The following is a 16,553-nucleotide window of genomic DNA, read 5'->3' as shown; positions in this document are numbered from 1 at the left end:
ACGGATGACACCTGCGCCGATCCGTTGACGTTTGTGGGCGCCCAGCTGAGTAAAGAGCGGATCTCCTCGTCGGGCAGTCGCAGACCGTCCAGCCTCCTGGGACGGGGACCAGGTGGAGCGCCCTACACGGCGGCGAGTCTGGCCGTGGCGGCGGGCGCCAACGTCAAGGCGGTGCAGCGGATGCTCGGGCACGCCTCGGCGTCGATGACGCTGGACGTGTACGCGGGGCTGTTCGGTGACGACCTGGACGCGGTCGCCAACCGGCTGGACGAGGCGGTCGCTGCGCGGGGTGCGGACTATCTGCGGACTGGCACGGCCGGCGGCGGTGTTGTCGACCTCGGGAAACGGCGAAGCCCAGGCCGATGACCTGGGCTTCCGTGCCGAGCCGCCTGACGGAATCGAACCGTCGACCTACGCATTACGAGTGCGTCGCTCTAGCCGACTGAGCTAAGGCGGCAACGATCGTCAAGTGTACGGCACCCCCACGGCCGTCGCCCGAACGGGGTACCCCCCTCCCCGCCCGCTGCCATCAACCGGACAACCGCCGTCATCTGGACGTTTACCGGACAGCGGATCATCCGGGTCGGTACTACGCTGCGGCGGGTGAGCGACGATCACGCCCCCCTCGACCGCCCCGACCAGCAGGACCCGGCGGACGGACGTCCCGACGGCCCGCCGGCCGGGGAGCGGATCGCCCACCGGCCCCGCACCACCGACCCGCTGGAGCTGGGCTTCACGCCGCGCAAGCCGGTGCCGTGGCTGGCCCCGTTCCTGCTGATCAGCACCGGCATCCGGACGCTGCTGGCGATGCTCTTCGGGGCGTACCTGGACAAGCGCGAGTTGCAGAACGCGTTCGGCGACGACGCCTTCCGCCAGGCTGGGCCGGACGGCGGGCTGTGGCTCGACTACGTGGCCGACCTGGGTGATGGCTTCAACGCCACCTACTCGGTGGCGTACCTGCTGGCACAGCCGGAGCTGACCGTGGACGGGCACCGGCTGCCCCGGGCGCAGACCCTGGTGATGGGTGGCGACCAGGTGTACCCGTCGGCGGCCTACGCCTCGTACGAGGATCGTTGCAAGGGCCCCTACCAGGCCGCGCTGCCAGCGACCCCGCCGGAGCGGCCCACCCTCTTCGCGGTGCCAGGCAACCACGACTGGTACGACGGCCTGACCGCCTTCCTGCGGTTGTTCGTCCGCTCCAGGGACCGGCACTTCGGCGGCTGGGGCACCGGGCAGTCGCGCTCGTACTTCGCCGTGGAGTTGCCGGCCGGCTGGTGGCTGCTCGGCGTCGACGACCAGTCCGGCTCGTACCTGGACGACCCGCAGCTGGCGTACTTCGACGAGGTGGCCCGGCGGCTCGGCCCGGAGTCGAAGGTGATCATCGCGACGCCGGCGCCGGCCTGGGTCAAGGCCGCCGACCATCCGACGGCGTACGACTCGGTCGACTACTTCATCCGAACGATCATCGACCCGACCGGGGCGCAGGTCCGTCTGCTGCTCTCCGGCGACCTGCACCACTACGCCCGCTACGCGGGGCCGACCCGGCAGCTGATCACCTGCGGCGGCGGTGGGGCGTACCTCTACCCGACGCACAAGCTGCCGGAGCGCATCGAGGTGCCGCCGCGGGACACCCTGGCCCGGCGGGCCAGCCGTGCCCAGCCGTACGACCTGGTGGCCCGCTATCCGGACGCGGCCCGCTCGCGCCGCTACGGCTGGGGCATCTTCCCCCGGCTGCCGTTCCGCAACCCCGGTTTCACCACCCTGCTCGGCACCCTGCACACGCTGCTGATGCTGGCCATGGCGGGCGCGGCCGCGAACTGGGCGGACGCCACCGATCAGCGGCTGTTCACCGTACCGCTGGTGTTGATGTTGCTCGTGACAGTGCTGGCGGCGGCTCTGTTCGCCAAACCGCCGAGCGCGAGCGGCAAGCGGCACGCGCGGCACTGGATCCTCGGCGTCAGCCACGGCCTGGCACACGTCGGGCTGGCCGCCGCCGGCACCTGGGCCTGGTTGGCGCTGCCGCTCTACGACTGGCCGTGGCCGCTGCCGGTGGTCGCCGCGGCGGTGCTCTACGGCCCGGTGAGCGGCCTGCTGGCCAGTCAACTGGTGGCGGCGTACCTGCTGGTGGCGGGGTCGTTCGGGGTGAACGTCAACGAACTCTTCGCCGGTCAGGGCATCGAGGACTCGAAGGCGTTCCTGCGGTTGCGCATCGACCCCGACGGCACGCTCACCATCTACCCGGTGGCCGTCGACCGGGTCTCCCGCGACTGGCAGGTCAACCCCGACCAGTCCCCCACCGCCAGTTGGCTGACCCCGAAGTCCCCCCTGACCCCCCGCCTGGCCGAACCCCCCATAGTCCTGCACTGACCGGTCGGACGGGGCCCTGCGGGGTCAGGACGTGTAGTGCTGGTCGTGGGCCTGGCGGGGGGCGCAGACGGAGGCGCGGGAGCAGGAGCAGCGGGAGCCGTCGGCGTCGAGCCGGACCGTCACCGCGTCACGGGGGACGCTGTGGCCGACCACGCGGCCGTCGCCCTCCGGCGTCGAGACCCGGCTGCCGACGGTCGGGGCGGTCTCCTGGAAACGCTGGTAGAGCGGGTGCTCGTACTTCAGGCAGCACATCAGCCGGCCGCACGCGCCGGAGATGCGCAGCGGATTCAGCGGCAGGTCCTGGTCCTTGGCCATCCGGATGGTCACCGGCTCGAAGTCGGTGAGGAACGTGGCGCAGCACAGGTCCCGCCCGCACGAGCCGATCCCGCCCTGCACCCGCGCGGAGTCCCGTGCGGAGAGCTGCCGCAGCTCGACGCGACAGTGCAGGGTGGCGCCCAGGTCACGGACCAGGGAGCGGAAGTCCACCCGGTGCGGCGCGGTGAAGTAGACGGTGCTGCGCTCGCCGCCACCCTCGGTGGAGCCGAGCACGTGGTCGACGGCAACCACCTTCATCGGCAGGCCGTGCGCGCGGATCAGCCGCTTCGCGGCCACCTTGGCCTCGGCCTTGCGCCGACGCAGCGCCTCGTCCCGGCGCAGATCGTCGTCGCCGGCCAGCCCCACCAGCCGGGGGAAGCCTTCGGTCTCCTCGGTCACCCACTGTGCGGCCCAGACGCACTCGGCCACCTCGGGCCCGTCGTCGGTCGGCACCAGCACCTTGTCGCCGACCTGCGGGCGCAACTCGCCGGGGTCGAGGTAGTAGAGGCGCCCGTACCGGTTGAAGCTGACCGCGCAGAGCATGCCCATGCACCCCACCCTACGACGGATCACCGCCGGAGGGCGCGTCGGCCGTCGCCGGGCGACTACCGCCCGCTGCCATCCATGACCGTCGACTTGACCGATGGCAGGGCCACCCGTCGTGCCGTTGCTCCTCGCCCGGACGGTTGAATCCTGGCCGCAGTAGGGGACAAACGCGTCCGGGCGGCGTTGAGTGGAGGCAGACCTGCGGGGGGTGCAGGGGGAAGACCACGGCGTCGCCGTCGGTGCCGGCTCAGGCCGGGCGCCCGCGGGCGACGCCGTGGCCTGTCCGGGGCGCGGTCGGCCGGCTACCAGCCGACCTGGGTGGTCTGGTCGTGCCGGGGTCGACCGTCCACCGGCGGCCGCCAGGCGGACTCGGCCAGGCTCGGCGCCCATTGGTGCAGCAGCGTCTCGGCACCGTCGTACGCGACGCAGAGCACCGCCAGCACCCGCGCGGCGATCTCGGCCGCATCGGCCACGCCCGGCCCCACCGGGCCGGGCCGGAGCGGCATGCCCGTGGCCGTGGCGGCGACCACGGCGACCGCCTCGGCCGAGCGGAGGATGTCGGCCAGGGTGCGGGCCAGGGCGAGCCGGGTGCCCTCCACCCAGTCGGCGAGGGCGTCGGCGTATCCGGCCGTGGACTCCAGGCGCCCGACCAGGCTCTCCGGCCCCTCGTCGAGGTGGCGCAGCAGTGCCGCCCGCTCCTGCCCGTAGGCCGAGGCGGCTGGGCCGGACCAGAGCACGGGGTCGCTGAGCGCGGCGGAGACGTCGTCGTACCCCCGGACCAGCCGGCGCACCGCGTGCCCGGCGCCGGCGAGCGGCGCCGGATGAAGGTCGAGGAAGCCGCGGACCGCGTCGCCCGGGAGCACCTGCATCCGGCGCAGCAGCGGCCAGACCCGGTGCCCCTCGGGGACCCCGGCGGCCAGCAGTGTGTCCACCCGGCGCAGCAGGTCCAGGCCGGGCTCGGCGAGCCGGTCCAGCGGGTCCATCAGGGCTCCCCGGTGATGCGGCGGCGGGCGGCCCGGTCGACTTCGCCGTAGCGGTCGGCGGCCTCGCGCACGGCCGAGGCGGCGGCGGCCAGCCGACCGGCGGCGGCGCGTGCCTCGCGGGCCCGGTCGTCGGTGGCGGCGGTCCACTGCCGGTGCAGGGCGCGGCCGATCTCGCCGGGCCGCCCCGGGGCGTCCGTGCCGAAGGCTGCCTGGGCCGGATCGCTGGCGGTGACCGTGCGGGACAGGGCGGTGAGCGTGGTGCTCGCCTCGTCCAGCCGGGCGGAGAGCGCGCGCAGTGTGTCCATCTCAGGCCCCCGCGAGCGGTCGGTAGGCGGCGAACGTCTCGTTGTGCAGCTTCTCCCGGGCCCACTCGGCGGCGTCGGCCGCGGCGGTGACCGCGGCCTGCACGGAGCCGGCCACGTCTCGCGGGCTGCGGCTGTGCAGCGGCCCAAGGAACCGGACGTCGGTGATCCGCCCACCGGCGGTGACCACCACCTCGACCAGCCCGTCCGGCGAGCGGACGGTGACCTCGACGGTCGAGACCGCCTGGTCGAACTCGGCCTGGAGCGACTCGATCCGGCGGTAGCGCCGAACCGCCTCCTCGATCCAGGCTTCGTCGATCTCCCCCCGCGGCATCGGCCGACTCCTCCCGGATGACCCATCACTGAGCGTGCCGTCACCGTCACAACAGCACACCGGACCGTACCGCACAGCAATCGCGCGTGTCGATGCCTGTGGATGACCGGTCCGGCGGGCGGGACCACGGCACGGAGGGTGCGGGTCAGCCCTTCCAGAGGGCGAGCATCATCGCCTCGACGGCGATCCGTGGCTTGACGTTCGCCTCGATAGCCGCCCGGCAGGCGAGCACGGCCTCCAGCCGGCGCAGCGACCCCTCGGCGTCCCACTTCTGTGCCCCGGCGCCGGCCAGCACGGCGGTGTCGGTGTGCACCGGGGCGACCGGAGCGCGCAGCGCCATGGTGAGCGCGTCCCGGTAGAAACCGGCCAGGTCGACCAGCGCCCGGTCCAGCGCGTCCCGTTGAGCCCGGGTGGCCCGCGACTTCTGCCGCTTCTCCAGCTCCTTGAGCTGCCCGGCGGCGCCCCGCATCGCGCCGGCCGCGCCCCGGCCGGTGCCGCCGGCGCCGAGCGCGGTCTCCAGCGCCGCCCGTTCGGTCGCGTCGGCCTCGGTGACCGACGCCTCGGCCTCCGCCTCGGCCGCCTCGATCAGTGCGGACGCCGCGTCGAACGCCGCGCCGACGCCGGTCAGCCGGCGAGGCACCGCGAGCACCGCCTCGCGCCGCTGGCGGGCCTCCGGGTCGCGGGCCAGCCGGCGGGCCCGACCCACGTGCCCCTGCGCGGCCGCCGCCGCCCACTGCGCCACGTCGGGGGCGATGCCGTCCCGACGGACCAACACCTCGGCCACCGCCGTGGCCGGCGGCTGCCGCAGGGGTACGACGCGACAGCGCGACCGGATGGTCACCGAGATGTCGTCCGGGTGGGTGGAGGGGGCGCAGAGCAGGAACACGGTACGCGGTGGGGGCTCCTCGATCGCCTTGAGCAGCGCGTTGCCAGCCGCCTCGGTGAGCCGGTCGGCGTCCTCGATGATCACCACCTGCCAGCGCCCGCCGGACGGGGTGCTGGCCGCGCGGAGCACCAGCGCGCGCATCTCGCCGACGCCGATGGAGAGCCCCTCCGGCACCACCATCCGGACGTCGGCGTGGGTGCCGCCCATCGTGGTGTGGCAGCCGGGGCACTCGCCGCAGCCGGTGCCGTGGACGCACTGCAGGGCGGCGGCGAAGGCGCGGGCGGCGACCGAGCGGCCGGAGCCGGGCGGCCCGGTGAAGATCCAGGCGTGGGTCATCCCGGCGCTCGGGTCGACCCGGGCCGGTGCACCGGCCCCGCCGTCCGTGCCGGCCGGGCCGGCGGCGATCAGCGCGGGCGAACGGTCGGCCGCGCCCACGCGCAACACGGCCGCCGCCGCGGCGGCGGCCCGGCGCAGCTCGGTCACCGCCTCGTCCTGACCGACCAGGTCGGCGAAGACCTCCGGCATCAGGTTCGATGCTCCATCGTCACCAGCTCCGCGTCGGATAACTCCGGCTGCACCGAGGTGTCCGGACCCTGCGCCGGCCTGGGGTGCACGATGCCGCCCGGATTTCCGAGCATCTCCTCGACGCGTCGGACCACCTGCCGGGTGATCTCCTCGGCCGGTCGGGACCCGTCGAGCACCAGGTAGCGCTTCGGGTCGGCGGCGGCCAGGTCGAGGAAGGCGTACCGGACACGCTCGTGGAACGCGATCGACTCGGCCTCCAGCCGGTCGACGCCCGCGCTGCGCGATGCCACCCGGGACAGGCCGGTCTGCGGCTCGACGTCCAGCAGCACCACCAGGTCGGGCTTGAGCCCGCCGGTGGCCCAGGAGGAGAGCCAGGAGACCTCGTCGACCGGGAGTGTCCGCCCCGCGCCCTGGTACGCCAGGGACGAGTCGACGTACCGGTCGCTGATCACCACGCCGCCACGGACCAGCGCGGGTCGCACCACGGCGGCCACGTGGTGCGCCCGGTCGGCGGCGTAGAGCAGCGCCTCGGCGCGCGGCGAGGGCGCCTCGTCGCCGGAGGTGTCCAGCACCAGCGACCGGATTCGTTGACCGACCCCGGTCGCCCCCGGCTCGCGGGTGACCACGACGTCGCGCCCCTGGCCGCGCAGCCGCTCGGCGAGCGCGGCGAGCTGGGTGGACTTGCCGGCGCCCTCACCGCCCTCGAAGACCACGAAGAGCCCGGCGGAGACGAACGGCTCGGCCGGCATCAGCGGGCGACCCCGGATGGAGCCCCAGAGGTCGGCGAGGACCGGGACGCCCTTCTTGTCGTCCATCTGACCGAACGCGCTGATCCCGGCGAAGATGCCGGCGACCCCGGCGGCGAGCAGCAGCAGCCGGGTCGACGAGACGGACAGGCCCAGGTCGGCGATCTCCAGCTTGCGCGAGCCACCGACACCGGCGAGCAGGCTGCTCAGCGCGATGGCCAGGATCAGCACCAGCCGGGTGCCGATCTGCACGACGGCGAAGACCCGGCCGCGCACCTCGTCCCTGATCTCGCCGCCGAGCAGCGTGGTGCCGGCCAGGAAGGCCATCCCGGCGCCGGCGCCGACCAGCACCGCGCCGACGATCGCCATGGACAGGTGGATGGCGAAGGCGAGGGTCATCACGGCGGCGCTGGCCAGCACGATGCTCATGCCGAACCAGCGGCGCCGGGACATCTCCTTGACGATCATCGGGCCGAGCCCGATGCCGAGTGCCAGGCCGACGAAGATGGCACCGAAGAGCAGCGAGAACGCGGCGTCACCGGCACCCAGCGAGCTGGCGAAGAACTTCGCGGTGCCGATGACGATGCCGCCCCCGGCGAACGCGCCCAGGATGCCGAGGACCAGCCCACGCACCAGCGGGGTCTGGCCGATGAACTGCCAGCCCTCCTTGAACTGGCGCAGCATGCTCTGCTCGTGGCGGTCGCCCTCGGCAGTCTGCCCCTGGCTGATCTCCCTGATGCCGAACGCGACGACCAGGGCGGTGGCCAGCCGGGACAGGGAGTTGAACCAGAGGGCCAGTTGGGCCGGCTCGGCCCAGTCCGGGAAGTTGCCGCCGGTCACGCCCCGGACGCTGCGGTCCAGACCGGCGCTGACCAGCGCGGCGAGCACCGGGGTCAGGCCGTACGTGGTGATCAGCGTGAGCTGGTTGGCCGCCTCCAGCCGGGCGCGCGGGATCAGGTTGGGGACCGCGGCCTCCTTGGCCGGGATCCAGATCAGGGTGATCGACTCGATCAGGAAGGTGGCGATGGTCGCCCACAGGACCACCACCGCGCCGCTGGCGCCGGCAAGCGCCACCATCGGGATGGACGCGAACAGGACGAACCGGAGCAGGTCGCAGATGACCATCGTCCAGCGTCTGTCGAACCGGTCGGCGAGGACGCCGGCGATCGGTCCGAGCACCAGTGCGGGCAGCAGCCGGATGGCGATGACGCCACCGAAGACCGCGCCCTGGGCAGTGCTGCCCTGCACCTGGGAGGCGGCGAAGACCGAGGTGGCCAGCAGGCCGAGCCAGTCACCGAAGGAGGCCGCGCCGAGCACGATCCAGAGCCGGCGGAACGGCCGGATGCGCAGCACTGACCGGATGGCGGCGTAGCCGGATGAATCGACCTGGCTGCCGCCGGACTGGTTGGCGGCGTTGCCCGGCTGGCCTCCGGAGCGCGACACGCCGTGCGACTCGCCGCTGTTCTGGCTTTCGATGGCCGTACCTCCACGTGCCGGCCCATCGCTGGGCATTCCCGGTGGAACACTCTAGACCCGGTGGGGAGCCATCCCACTCGCGACATTCTCCTGCTCGCTGAGCCTAGGCCGCCGAAGGCACCAACCGCAGCCCGGGTTATACGCGAGGGTGTTTCGCATTTGCCGTCAGACAGTTAGCGTGCACACGTGGCCATCGAAAGCGACAAACTTCGCGAGCGCCTGGATCGCGCGACCGCCCACCTCGACCCGCCGTACGCGGTGGTGGATCTCACCGCCTTCGACGCCAACTCGGCCGCCCTGGCCGACCGCGCCGCCGGCAAACCGGTCCGACTGGCTAGCAAGTCGGTCCGCAGCCGGGAGCTGATCAGCCGGGCGCTCGCCCGGCCCGGTTGGCGGGGCGTGATGGCGTTCACCCTGCCCGAGGCGATCTGGCTGGTCCGGGCGGGGGTGAGCGACGACGTGCTGGTCGCGTACCCCAGCGCGGACCGCTCGGCGCTCGCCGAGGTGGCAGCCGACCCGGCGCTGGCCGCCGCGATCACCCTGATGATCGACGGCAGCGGGCAGCTCGATCTCATCGACGCCGTGCGAGCCCCCGGGCAGCGCGCCGAGCTGCGGCTCTGCCTTGACCTGGACGCCTCCTGGCGACCGCTGCGCGGGCGGGTGCACGTCGGCGTCCGCCGCTCACCGGTGCACAGCGCCCGAGCGGCCGGCGCGCTCGCCGCCACCGTCGCCGGCCGCGCCGGCTTCCGGCTGGTCGGCCTCATGTCGTACGAGGCGCAGATCGCCGGCCTGGGCGACGCGCCGCCGGGGCAGGCGCTGCTGGCCGGCGCGATCCGGCTGGCCCAGCGCGGGTCGTACCGCGAGTTGCTGGCCCGCCGGAGCGCGGCGGTGGCCGCGGTCCGTCAGCACGCCGACCTGGAGTTCGTCAACGGTGGCGGCACCGGCAGCGTGGCCGCGACCAGCGCCGATCCCGCGGTCACCGAGGTCACCGCGGGATCGGGCCTGTACGGGCCGACGCTGTTCGACGCCTACCGTGCCTGGCGGCCCACCCCGGCGGCGTTCTTCGCCTGCGCGGTGGTGCGTCGGCCGACGCCGGAGCTGGCGACCGTGCTCGGCGGCGGCTGGATCGCCTCCGGCCCGGCCGCCGACAGCCGACTGCCCCGACCGTGGTTGCCGGCCGGCCTGAAGCTGGTCGGCACCGAGGGGGCCGGTGAGGTGCAGACCCCGCTGGCCGGCGCGGCGGCGGCAACCCTGGCCATCGGCGACCGGGTGTGGTTCCGACACGCCAAAGCCGGTGAGCTGTGCGAACGGGTCAACGAGCTGCACCTGGTCGACGGGGACGCGATCGTGGCGACCGTGCCCACCTACCGGGGTGAGGGGCAGGCGTTCCTCTGACGCCACCCCCGCTGCCCGGTCCGCCCACCCGGCGGGCCGGGTCAGGCGGGCTGGGCGGCCGCGGCCTGCTGCTCGGCGGTCGACCGCGCGCTCTCCGGGCCGTCGACCTGGCGGTGCAGGTACTCCCGGATCAGCGCCTTGGCCTCGAGCAGCACCCGCTCGTCGCCGTCGGACCTCCGGCGGAACGCGAGCTTGATCAGCGCGTCGGCCGCCTCCACCGCGATCTCGAGGACGAAGCGGAGCTTCGGGACGTCGGTCAGCCCGAAACGCTCGGTGAGCACCCGCGCCAACTGGTCGGCGATCACGCCGTTGTTGTCGCGCTGCTCATCGAGCAGGTGCAGGTCGACCACGTCGCCGAAGTGCAGGGTACGGAAGCCGGGGACGGTGCGGTGCATCGTGATGTACTCATCGATCCCCGCGTCGACGCCGTCCCACCAGTGGGTCATCTCGTCCGAGGCGAACCGCTCGTCCAGCCGCTGGAGGTAGGACTCCATCGTGCGCAGGGTCAATGCCTGCACGATCGCCCGCTTGTCCGGGAAGAACTGGTAGACCGACCCGATCGCCACCTCGGCGCGCTCGGCGAGCACGGTCGTGGTCAGCCCTTCGTACCCCACCTCGTCGACGAGTTCGGCGCAGGCGTCCAACATGCGCTGTACCCGCGCGACACTTCGACCCTGCACCGGTACGCGGCGCAGCGGCCCGGTCGTGGCGGCTGGTGTGGACACTCGGCGCCACCCCCCTTCGACGGATGAACATATCTCCACGTCACGAGTCCGTGACTACCGGTACAACGAGCGGACCGCAATTGCGGTATTTACCAGCTACAACGTTCCTGATATGAAGTCACTTCATATTCATTTTCGAGGAGCGAGCATGGTCGGCACCGCACCGCTCACCGCCCGCTGGTCCAACTGGGCCGGTAACCAGCGTGGCAGCGCCAGCGCAATCCTCCGCCCCGGCTCGCCGGCTGACGTCGCCGAGGCCGTCCGGGCCGCCGCCGCCTCCGGCGGCCGGATCCGGGTGGCCGGCAGCGGCCACTCATTCACCGCCATCGCGCTCGCCGACGACCGGCGGATGGAGCTGTCCGAGCTCGACACCATGGTCAGCGTCGACCTCGAGCACAGGCTCGTCACCGTACCGGCAGGGATGACCCTGCACGCCCTCAACGGCCTGCTCGCCCGACACCGCCTCGCCCTGCCCAACCTCGGCGACATCGACGCGCAGACGGTCGCCGGGGCGATCTCCACGGGCACCCACGGCACCGGCGCCGGCTTTGGCTGCCTGTCCACCTTCGTCGAGGCGATCACCCTGGTCACCGGCACCGGGGAGGTGCTGCGCTGCTCCGCCGACGAGAACCCGGACGTCTTCGCCGCCGCGCGGGTGTCGCTCGGCGCGCTCGGTGTGCTCGTCGAGGTGACCCTGCGCTGCGTGGACGCCTTCGTGCTGCACGCCCACGAACGCCCGGCCGCGCTGGCCGACGTGCTCGACGAACTGCCGGCACTGATCGACGGCCACGACCACGTCGAGTTCTACTGGTTCCCCTACACCGAACGGGTCCAGGTCAAGACCAACGACCGGGTACCCGCCAACGACCGGCCGCTGCCCCGATGGCGCGGCTGGCTGGACGACGACTTCCTGGCCAACACCGTCTTCGCCGGCGCCTGCCGGCTCGGCCGGGCCGTGCCGACGCTGGCACCGAGGATCAGCGCCGTCTCCGCCCGCGCGCTCACCGAACGCCGGTACACCGGCCGCTCCGACCGGGTGTTCTGCACCCCGCGCCGGGTCCGCTTCCTGGAGATGGAGTACGGCCTCCCCCGCGAGGCGCTACCCGAGGCGCTGGCGGCACTCCAGCGGATCGTGGACGGGCTGCCGTTCAAGGTGCTCTTCCCGGTGGAGGTGCGGTTCACCGCCGCCGACGACATCTGGCTGTCGCACGGCTACGGCCGAGACTCCGCGTACATCGCCGTGCACCAGTACGTCGGCATGCCGTACGAGCCGTACTTCCGGGCCTTCGAGGAGGTGGCCGCCGGACTGGGCGGCCGGCCGCACTGGGGCAAGCTGCACTACCGCGACGCCGCCTCGCTGGCCACCGCCTACCCGCGCTTCGCCGACTTCCTGGCCGTCCGCGACCGCCTGGACCCCGACCGCGTCTTCACCAACGCCCACATCGACCGCGTCCTCTGTGGCGGCGCTCAGCCGCCCGACGCCACCACCTGATCCGGGCCGGCGCCGAGGGACCGGACGTAGCCGAGCACCCGCTGGTACGCCGCCCGGTAGTCGCCCCGCAGACCCGGCGGGGTGGCCGGGTCGGCCAGCGCTGCGGTCAGGTCGACCAGCCGGAGGGCCGGTGCCAGGTCGGTCCAGGTTGGCAGCGCCTCCATCCGGGTCACCGTCCAGCGCCCCGGGGCGGTCTCGGTGAAGGTCGCTCGCGCCATCACACCCTCGCGGTTGTCGTCGATCGGCTCCGCGTGCCGGGCCAGTTCGTTGCCCATGCCGAAGACCACCCACTTGTCGCCGAAGCGCTGGAACGGCTGCACCGCGTGGGCGTGGTGGCCCAGGATGAGGTCCACGTCGGGCGAAGAGATCAACTGCTGTGCCCAGGCCCGCTGGTCGGCGTCCGGCAGGTGCTGGTACTCCGTACCCCAGTGCAGGCTGAGCACGACGATGTCGGCGCCGGCGGCGCGCGCCTCGTGGGCGGCGGCGAGGATCTCTGGCGGATCGATCAGGTTGGCCAGCCACGGCTGGCCCGGGGGGCGGCTCAGCCCGTTGAAGTTCAGGCTGTACGCCAGGTGGGCGACGCGGACGTCGCCGACCTGGTAGATCCGGGGCGTGGCCGCCTCGGCGGCGCTGCGGGCGCTGCCGGTGTGCCCCAGCCCGGCGACTTCGAGCGCGCGGACCGTCCGGGCCACCCCGTCGGCGCCCTGGTCGAGGGTGTGGTTGGAGGCGGTCGAGCAGCCGTCGAACCCGGCACCGCGCAGCCCCTCGAGCACCTGCGGGGGCGCGTTGAACGACGGATAGCCGGCGAACGGGCCGGCGGGATCGGCCAGTGGCGTTTCGAGGTGGCACAGCGCCAGGTCGGCGCCGCCGACGGCTGGGGCGATCCCGGCGAACATCGGGGCGAAGTCCAGGCGGCCGGCCCGGGCGCCGTCCCGACGCGCCTGGTCGGTCACAGCGGGATGAACCAGAACGTCACCCGCGGCGACGAGTCGCACGGTCCGCCGATTGGCGGCATCCCGGGTCGGCCCGGTGGACGACCCCGGGGCGACGGTCTGCGGGGCAGCCTGTGACGCGGTGGCCCCGGCCGGCGCGGAGCTCTCGGCATCCATCGCCCAGGAGCCGACCGCGGCCACGGCAAGCAGCAACGCTCCCGCCGACGCGCTGACGAGTAAACGGCGACGCGTGGCAGTGGTGGCGAACATCCCCTCACGTTAGGGAACCTCCACCAAACCCTCGTACCAAATAGGACATTTCATCCATTAGGGACAGGGGTCGGTGACCGTCACTCCTCGGCGGGCCTGGCGGCGGCCTTCTTCGGGGCCGCCTTCCTGGCAGTGGTCGCCTTGGCGGTGGTGGTCTTCTTCGCGGCGGTGGACTTGCTGGCAGCGGCCGTCTTCTTGGCCGCCGTGGCCTTCTTCGCCGGAGCCTTCTTCGCCGCCGCCTTCTTCTTCGGCGCCGGACCCTTGGCCCGCTTCTCGGCCAGCATCTCCGAGGCTTCCTCGATGGTCAGCGCCTCCGGGGTCTGCCCACGCCGCAGCGACGCGTTGAACTCCCCGTCGGTGACGTACGGGCCGAACCGGCCGTCCTTGATCACCATCGGCTTCTCGGTCAGCGGGTCGACGCCCATCTCGCGCAGCGGCGGCGCCGCGGCCCGCCGTCCACGGGCCTTCGGGGCGGCCAGCAGCGCCAGCGCCTCGTCCAGGCCGACCGTGAACATCTGCTCCTCGGACTCCAGCGACCGGAACTCCTCGCCCCGCTTGACGTACGGGCCGTAGCGGCCGTTGTTGGCGAACACCTCGACCCCGTCGGGCGCGACGCCGACCAGCCGGGGCAGGCTGAGCAGCTTGAGCGCCTCCTCAAGGGTCAGCGAATCCGGCGTCTGCGAGCGCAGCAGCGAGGACTTCCGCTCGCCGCTGGACACGTACGGGCCGAACCGGCCGGACTTGAGCACGATCGGCTCGCCGGTGCCCGGGTCGTCGCCGAGCTTGCGCTCGCCGCTGCCACCGAGGAACAGCTCGTGCACCTTCTCCGGGGTCAGCTCGTCGGGGGCCAGCCCCTCGGGGATCGTCGCCCGGTCACCCTGGGTGCCACCCTCCTCACCCTCGGCCGGTGCCGCCGGCTCGCCGCCGGGCAGCTCCCGCTGGAGGTACGGCCCGTACCGGCCCACCCGGACCACGACCTCCCGGCCGTCGTCGTCGGTGAAGAGCGGGATGGAGTTGACGCTGCGTGCGTCGATGTCGCTGAGGTTCTCGGTGACCAGCTTCTTGAGCCCGCCGGAGCGGGCGATGCCCTGGTCGCCGGCACCGTTGGCGCCGCCGAAGTAGAACGCGGTGAGGAAGTCGACGGCGGCGTGGCCGCCGCCGGCGATCTCGTCCAGCTCGTTCTCCATCGTGGCGGTGAAGTCGTAGTCGATGAGGCGCGGGTAGTGCCGCTCCATCAGGCCGATCACCGCGAAGGCCAGGAAGGTCGGGATCATCGCCTGGCCGCGCTTGGTGACGTACCCCCGGTCCTGGATCGTCTGCATGATCGACGCGTACGTGGACGGCCGGCCGATGCCCAGCTCTTCCAGTGCCTTGACCAGCGACGCCTCCGTGTAGCGCGACGGCGGCTGGGTGTGGTGGCCCTGCGCGGCGAGTTCGTCGGCGGTCAGCGGCTGGTCCTTGACCAGGGTGGGCAGGCGGCGCTCGGCGTCCTCGGCCTCGGCGGTCTCGTCGTCGCTCGACTCGACGTACGCGCGCAGGAAGCCCGGGTCGGTGATGGTCTTGCCGGTGGCGCCGAAGTCGGCCTCCTCCTGGGAGGTGGAGACCGCGCGGATGCGCACCGAGACGCTGGAGCCGACCGCGTCGGTCATCTGCGAGGCGATGGTGCGGCGCCAGATCAGCTCGTAGAGCTTGAACTCCTCGGCGGACAGCTCCTTGGCCACCTCGCCCGGGGTGCGGAAGTTGTCCCCCGCCGGGCGGATCGCCTCGTGCGCCTCCTGCGCGTTCTTCACCTTGCCGGTGTAGCGGCGGGGCTCCGGCGGCACGCTGCGCTCGCCGTACAGCTCGACGATCTGCCGGCGGGCCGCCGAGATGGCGGTCTCCGACAGGTTCACCGAGTCGGTACGCATATAGGTGATGTAGCCGTTCTCGTACAGGCGCTGCGCGGTGCGCATCGTCTGCTGCGACGACAGGCGCAGCTTGCGGGCCGCCTCCTGCTGGAGCGTCGAGGTGATGAACGGCGCGTACGGGCGGCGGCGGTAGGGCTTCTCCTCGACCCGGGTGACGGTGAACGGCCGTCCCTCGAGCCGGGCCGCCAGCCCACGGGCGCCGCCCTCGTCCAGGTGCACGACGCCGGCCCCGGGCTTCACTCGACCGGTGGTCGGCTCGAAATCCTTACCGGTGGCGATCCGGTCGCCGTTCAACGCGATGAGGGTGGCGTTGAACGCGCGCGGCCCCTCACCGACGTTCGCCACGGCGAGAGTGGCCAGAATGTCCCAGTATTCAGCGGTGCGGAAGGCCATCCGCTGCCGCTCCCGCTCGACCACGATCCGGGTCGCCACGGACTGCACCCGGCCGGCCGAGAGCTTCGGCATGACCTTCTTCCACAGCACCGGAGATACCTCGTAGCCGTAGAGCCGGTCGAGGATCCGCCGGGCCTCCTGCGCGTCGACAAGGTCGCGGTCGATCTCGCGGGGGTTGGCCACCGCCGCCTGGATCGCCGGCTTGGTGATCTCGTGGAAGACCATCCGCTTGACCGGCACCTTGGGCTTGAGCGTCTCCACCAGGTGCCAGGCGATCGCCTCACCCTCGCGGTCCTCATCCGTCGCCAGGAAGATCTCGTCGACCTCCTTGGCCAGCTTCACCAGCTTGCTGATCTGCTGCTTGCGGTCGGCGGAGACGACGTAGAGCGCGTGGAAGCCGTTGTCCACGTCCACCCCGAGCCGGGCCCACGCCTCACCCTTGTACTTGGCCGGCACGTCGGCGGCGTTGCGTGGCAGGTCGCGGACGTGACCGAAGCTGGCCTCCACGACGTACCCCGGGCCGAGGTAGCCCGAGATCGTCTTGGCCTTCGCCGGTGACTCGACGATGACCAGACGGGTGGTTCCAGCGTTGCTCGGCACGTCTCTCCCCGACCTCACTCCTGCTCGTGGTCTGCCGGCCCCCGGACAGCGACCGCTCTCGACCCCGCCGTCGCACCGGCGGTCCGGATGTCCAACGTAACGCGCCGTCCGCGTTTCGGGTTTCGCGGGCGGCAATCCGCTCCGGCGCGGCGGTCCACTTCCGCCCCACCGCGCTCGGCACTGCCGGACGGCGCCACCGTACACCGTGGGTAGGGCTCGAAGCGGGTCACTGTGACGATGGCGGACCCTCGGCCGAGGTCCGACCCGCCCGTTTTCCGCCCGGATCAACCCGCCGGCTGTCCGGCACCAGACAGCCGCGGCCGCCCGGGCGCCACCTCCGCCTTGAGGGGAATGACCCG

13 protein-coding genes and 1 tRNA gene are annotated in these 16,553 nt (G+C 72.8%); 4 read left to right on the top strand and 10 right to left on the bottom strand.

What is annotated here, in order from left to right:
* Positions 1 to 144: 144 nt before the first annotated feature.
* Positions 145 to 366: a hypothetical protein gene (locus ABZU69_RS11915; RefSeq protein ID WP_354964363.1), complete on the top strand. Its 222-nt coding sequence runs from the start codon at positions 145 to 147 to the stop codon at positions 364 to 366.
* A 17-nt stretch (positions 367 to 383) separates the two neighbouring features.
* Here the strand turns inward: ABZU69_RS11915 and ABZU69_RS11910 are convergent.
* A tRNA-Thr gene (locus ABZU69_RS11910) sits at positions 384 to 457 on the bottom strand.
* A gap of 233 nt (positions 458 to 690) precedes the next feature.
* Here ABZU69_RS11910 and ABZU69_RS11905 point away from each other — a divergent pair.
* Positions 691 to 2,367, top strand: coding sequence for a metallophosphoesterase (locus tag ABZU69_RS11905; RefSeq protein WP_354964623.1), 1,677 nt, complete (start codon positions 691 to 693; stop codon positions 2,365 to 2,367).
* A gap of 24 nt (positions 2,368 to 2,391) precedes the next feature.
* Here the strand turns inward: ABZU69_RS11905 and ricT are convergent, their stop codons facing one another.
* From ricT to tmk, 6 genes are all read right to left on the bottom strand, one after another.
* Complete coding sequence (gene ricT / locus ABZU69_RS11900; protein ID WP_354964362.1) at positions 2,392 to 3,231, bottom strand: regulatory iron-sulfur-containing complex subunit RicT; 840 nt, start codon at positions 3,229 to 3,231, stop codon at positions 2,392 to 2,394.
* 299 nt (positions 3,232 to 3,530) lie between these two features.
* Positions 3,531 to 4,211, bottom strand: a complete 681-nt coding sequence (locus ABZU69_RS11895; protein WP_354964361.1) for a hypothetical protein — start codon at positions 4,209 to 4,211, stop codon at positions 3,531 to 3,533.
* The gene (locus ABZU69_RS11890; protein ID WP_354964360.1) at positions 4,211 to 4,516 is read right to left on the bottom strand and encodes a hypothetical protein; all 306 of its coding nucleotides are present in this window, start codon (positions 4,514 to 4,516) and stop codon (positions 4,211 to 4,213) included. Before ABZU69_RS11890 ends, ABZU69_RS11895 begins: the two co-directional genes overlap by 1 nt.
* 1 nt (position 4,517) lies before the next feature.
* Positions 4,518 to 4,847: a YbaB/EbfC family nucleoid-associated protein gene (locus ABZU69_RS11885; protein WP_053659404.1), complete on the bottom strand. Its 330-nt coding sequence runs from the start codon at positions 4,845 to 4,847 to the stop codon at positions 4,518 to 4,520.
* Between the two features lie 145 nt (positions 4,848 to 4,992).
* Positions 4,993 to 6,258, bottom strand: a complete 1,266-nt coding sequence (locus ABZU69_RS11880) for a DNA polymerase III subunit delta' (protein ID WP_354964359.1) — start codon at positions 6,256 to 6,258, stop codon at positions 4,993 to 4,995.
* Positions 6,258 to 8,516 (bottom strand): dTMP kinase, encoded by a 2,259-nt coding sequence (gene tmk, locus ABZU69_RS11875; protein WP_354964358.1) that lies wholly within the window; start codon positions 8,514 to 8,516, stop codon positions 6,258 to 6,260. The genes ABZU69_RS11880 and tmk overlap by 1 nt, the downstream gene beginning before the upstream one ends.
* Positions 8,517 to 8,666: 150 nt before the next feature.
* On the opposite strand from tmk, the gene ABZU69_RS11870 reads away from it, so the two are divergent.
* The gene (locus ABZU69_RS11870) at positions 8,667 to 9,875 is read left to right on the top strand and encodes an amino acid deaminase/aldolase (protein ID WP_354964357.1); all 1,209 of its coding nucleotides are present in this window, start codon (positions 8,667 to 8,669) and stop codon (positions 9,873 to 9,875) included.
* A gap of 41 nt (positions 9,876 to 9,916) precedes the next feature.
* Here ABZU69_RS11870 and ABZU69_RS11865 read toward each other — a convergent pair whose 3' ends face one another.
* Entirely contained in the window at positions 9,917 to 10,522 is a 606-nt protein-coding gene (locus ABZU69_RS11865) for a TetR/AcrR family transcriptional regulator (protein ID WP_354964622.1), read from the bottom strand.
* Between the two features lie 226 nt (positions 10,523 to 10,748).
* Between ABZU69_RS11865 and ABZU69_RS11860 the strand changes: the two genes are divergently transcribed.
* On the top strand, positions 10,749 to 12,092 hold the full coding sequence (locus ABZU69_RS11860) for a D-arabinono-1,4-lactone oxidase (RefSeq protein WP_354964356.1): 1,344 nt from the start codon (positions 10,749 to 10,751) through the stop codon (positions 12,090 to 12,092).
* Here ABZU69_RS11860 and ABZU69_RS11855 read toward each other — a convergent pair.
* Together ABZU69_RS11855 and topA are read right to left on the bottom strand one after the other, a co-directional pair.
* Positions 12,068 to 13,294, bottom strand: coding sequence for a CapA family protein (locus ABZU69_RS11855; RefSeq protein WP_354964355.1), 1,227 nt, complete (start codon positions 13,292 to 13,294; stop codon positions 12,068 to 12,070). The genes ABZU69_RS11860 and ABZU69_RS11855 overlap by 25 nt on opposite strands.
* 80 nt (positions 13,295 to 13,374) lie before the next feature.
* Positions 13,375 to 16,194 (bottom strand): type I DNA topoisomerase, encoded by a 2,820-nt coding sequence (topA, locus tag ABZU69_RS11850; RefSeq protein ID WP_354964354.1) that lies wholly within the window; start codon positions 16,192 to 16,194, stop codon positions 13,375 to 13,377.
* Between the last annotated feature and the right edge of the window lie 359 nt (positions 16,195 to 16,553).

This window comes from Micromonospora sp. NPDC005206, assembly GCF_040608175.1.
In the GTDB taxonomy this organism is placed as follows: domain Bacteria; phylum Actinomycetota; class Actinomycetes; order Mycobacteriales; family Micromonosporaceae; genus Micromonospora.
Note: the sequence above shows the minus strand (reverse complement) of the source record. Positions and strands in the feature narration are given on the sequence as shown.

Bases quoted from the DNA above. Each gene is read 5' to 3' on its own strand.
- ricT (WP_354964362.1), bottom strand. From the start codon at position 3,231: ATGGGCATGCTCTGCGCGGTCAGCTTCAACCGGTACGGGCGCCTCTAC.
- ABZU69_RS11895 (WP_354964361.1), bottom strand. From the start codon at position 4,211: ATGGACCCGCTGGACCGGCTCGCCGAGCCCGGCCTGGACCTGCTGCGC.
- ABZU69_RS11890 (WP_354964360.1), bottom strand. From the start codon at position 4,516: ATGGACACACTGCGCGCGCTCTCCGCCCGGCTGGACGAGGCGAGCACC.
- ABZU69_RS11885 (WP_053659404.1), bottom strand. From the start codon at position 4,847: ATGCCGCGGGGGGAGATCGACGAAGCCTGGATCGAGGAGGCGGTTCGG.
- ABZU69_RS11880 (WP_354964359.1), bottom strand. From the start codon at position 6,258: ATGCCGGAGGTCTTCGCCGACCTGGTCGGTCAGGACGAGGCGGTGACC.
- tmk (WP_354964358.1), bottom strand. From the start codon at position 8,516: ATGCCCAGCGATGGGCCGGCACGTGGAGGTACGGCCATCGAAAGCCAG.
- ABZU69_RS11865 (WP_354964622.1), bottom strand. From the start codon at position 10,522: ATGTTGGACGCCTGCGCCGAACTCGTCGACGAGGTGGGGTACGAAGGG.
- ABZU69_RS11860 (WP_354964356.1), top strand. From the start codon at position 10,749: ATGGTCGGCACCGCACCGCTCACCGCCCGCTGGTCCAACTGGGCCGGT.
- ABZU69_RS11855 (WP_354964355.1), bottom strand. From the start codon at position 13,294: ATGTTCGCCACCACTGCCACGCGTCGCCGTTTACTCGTCAGCGCGTCG.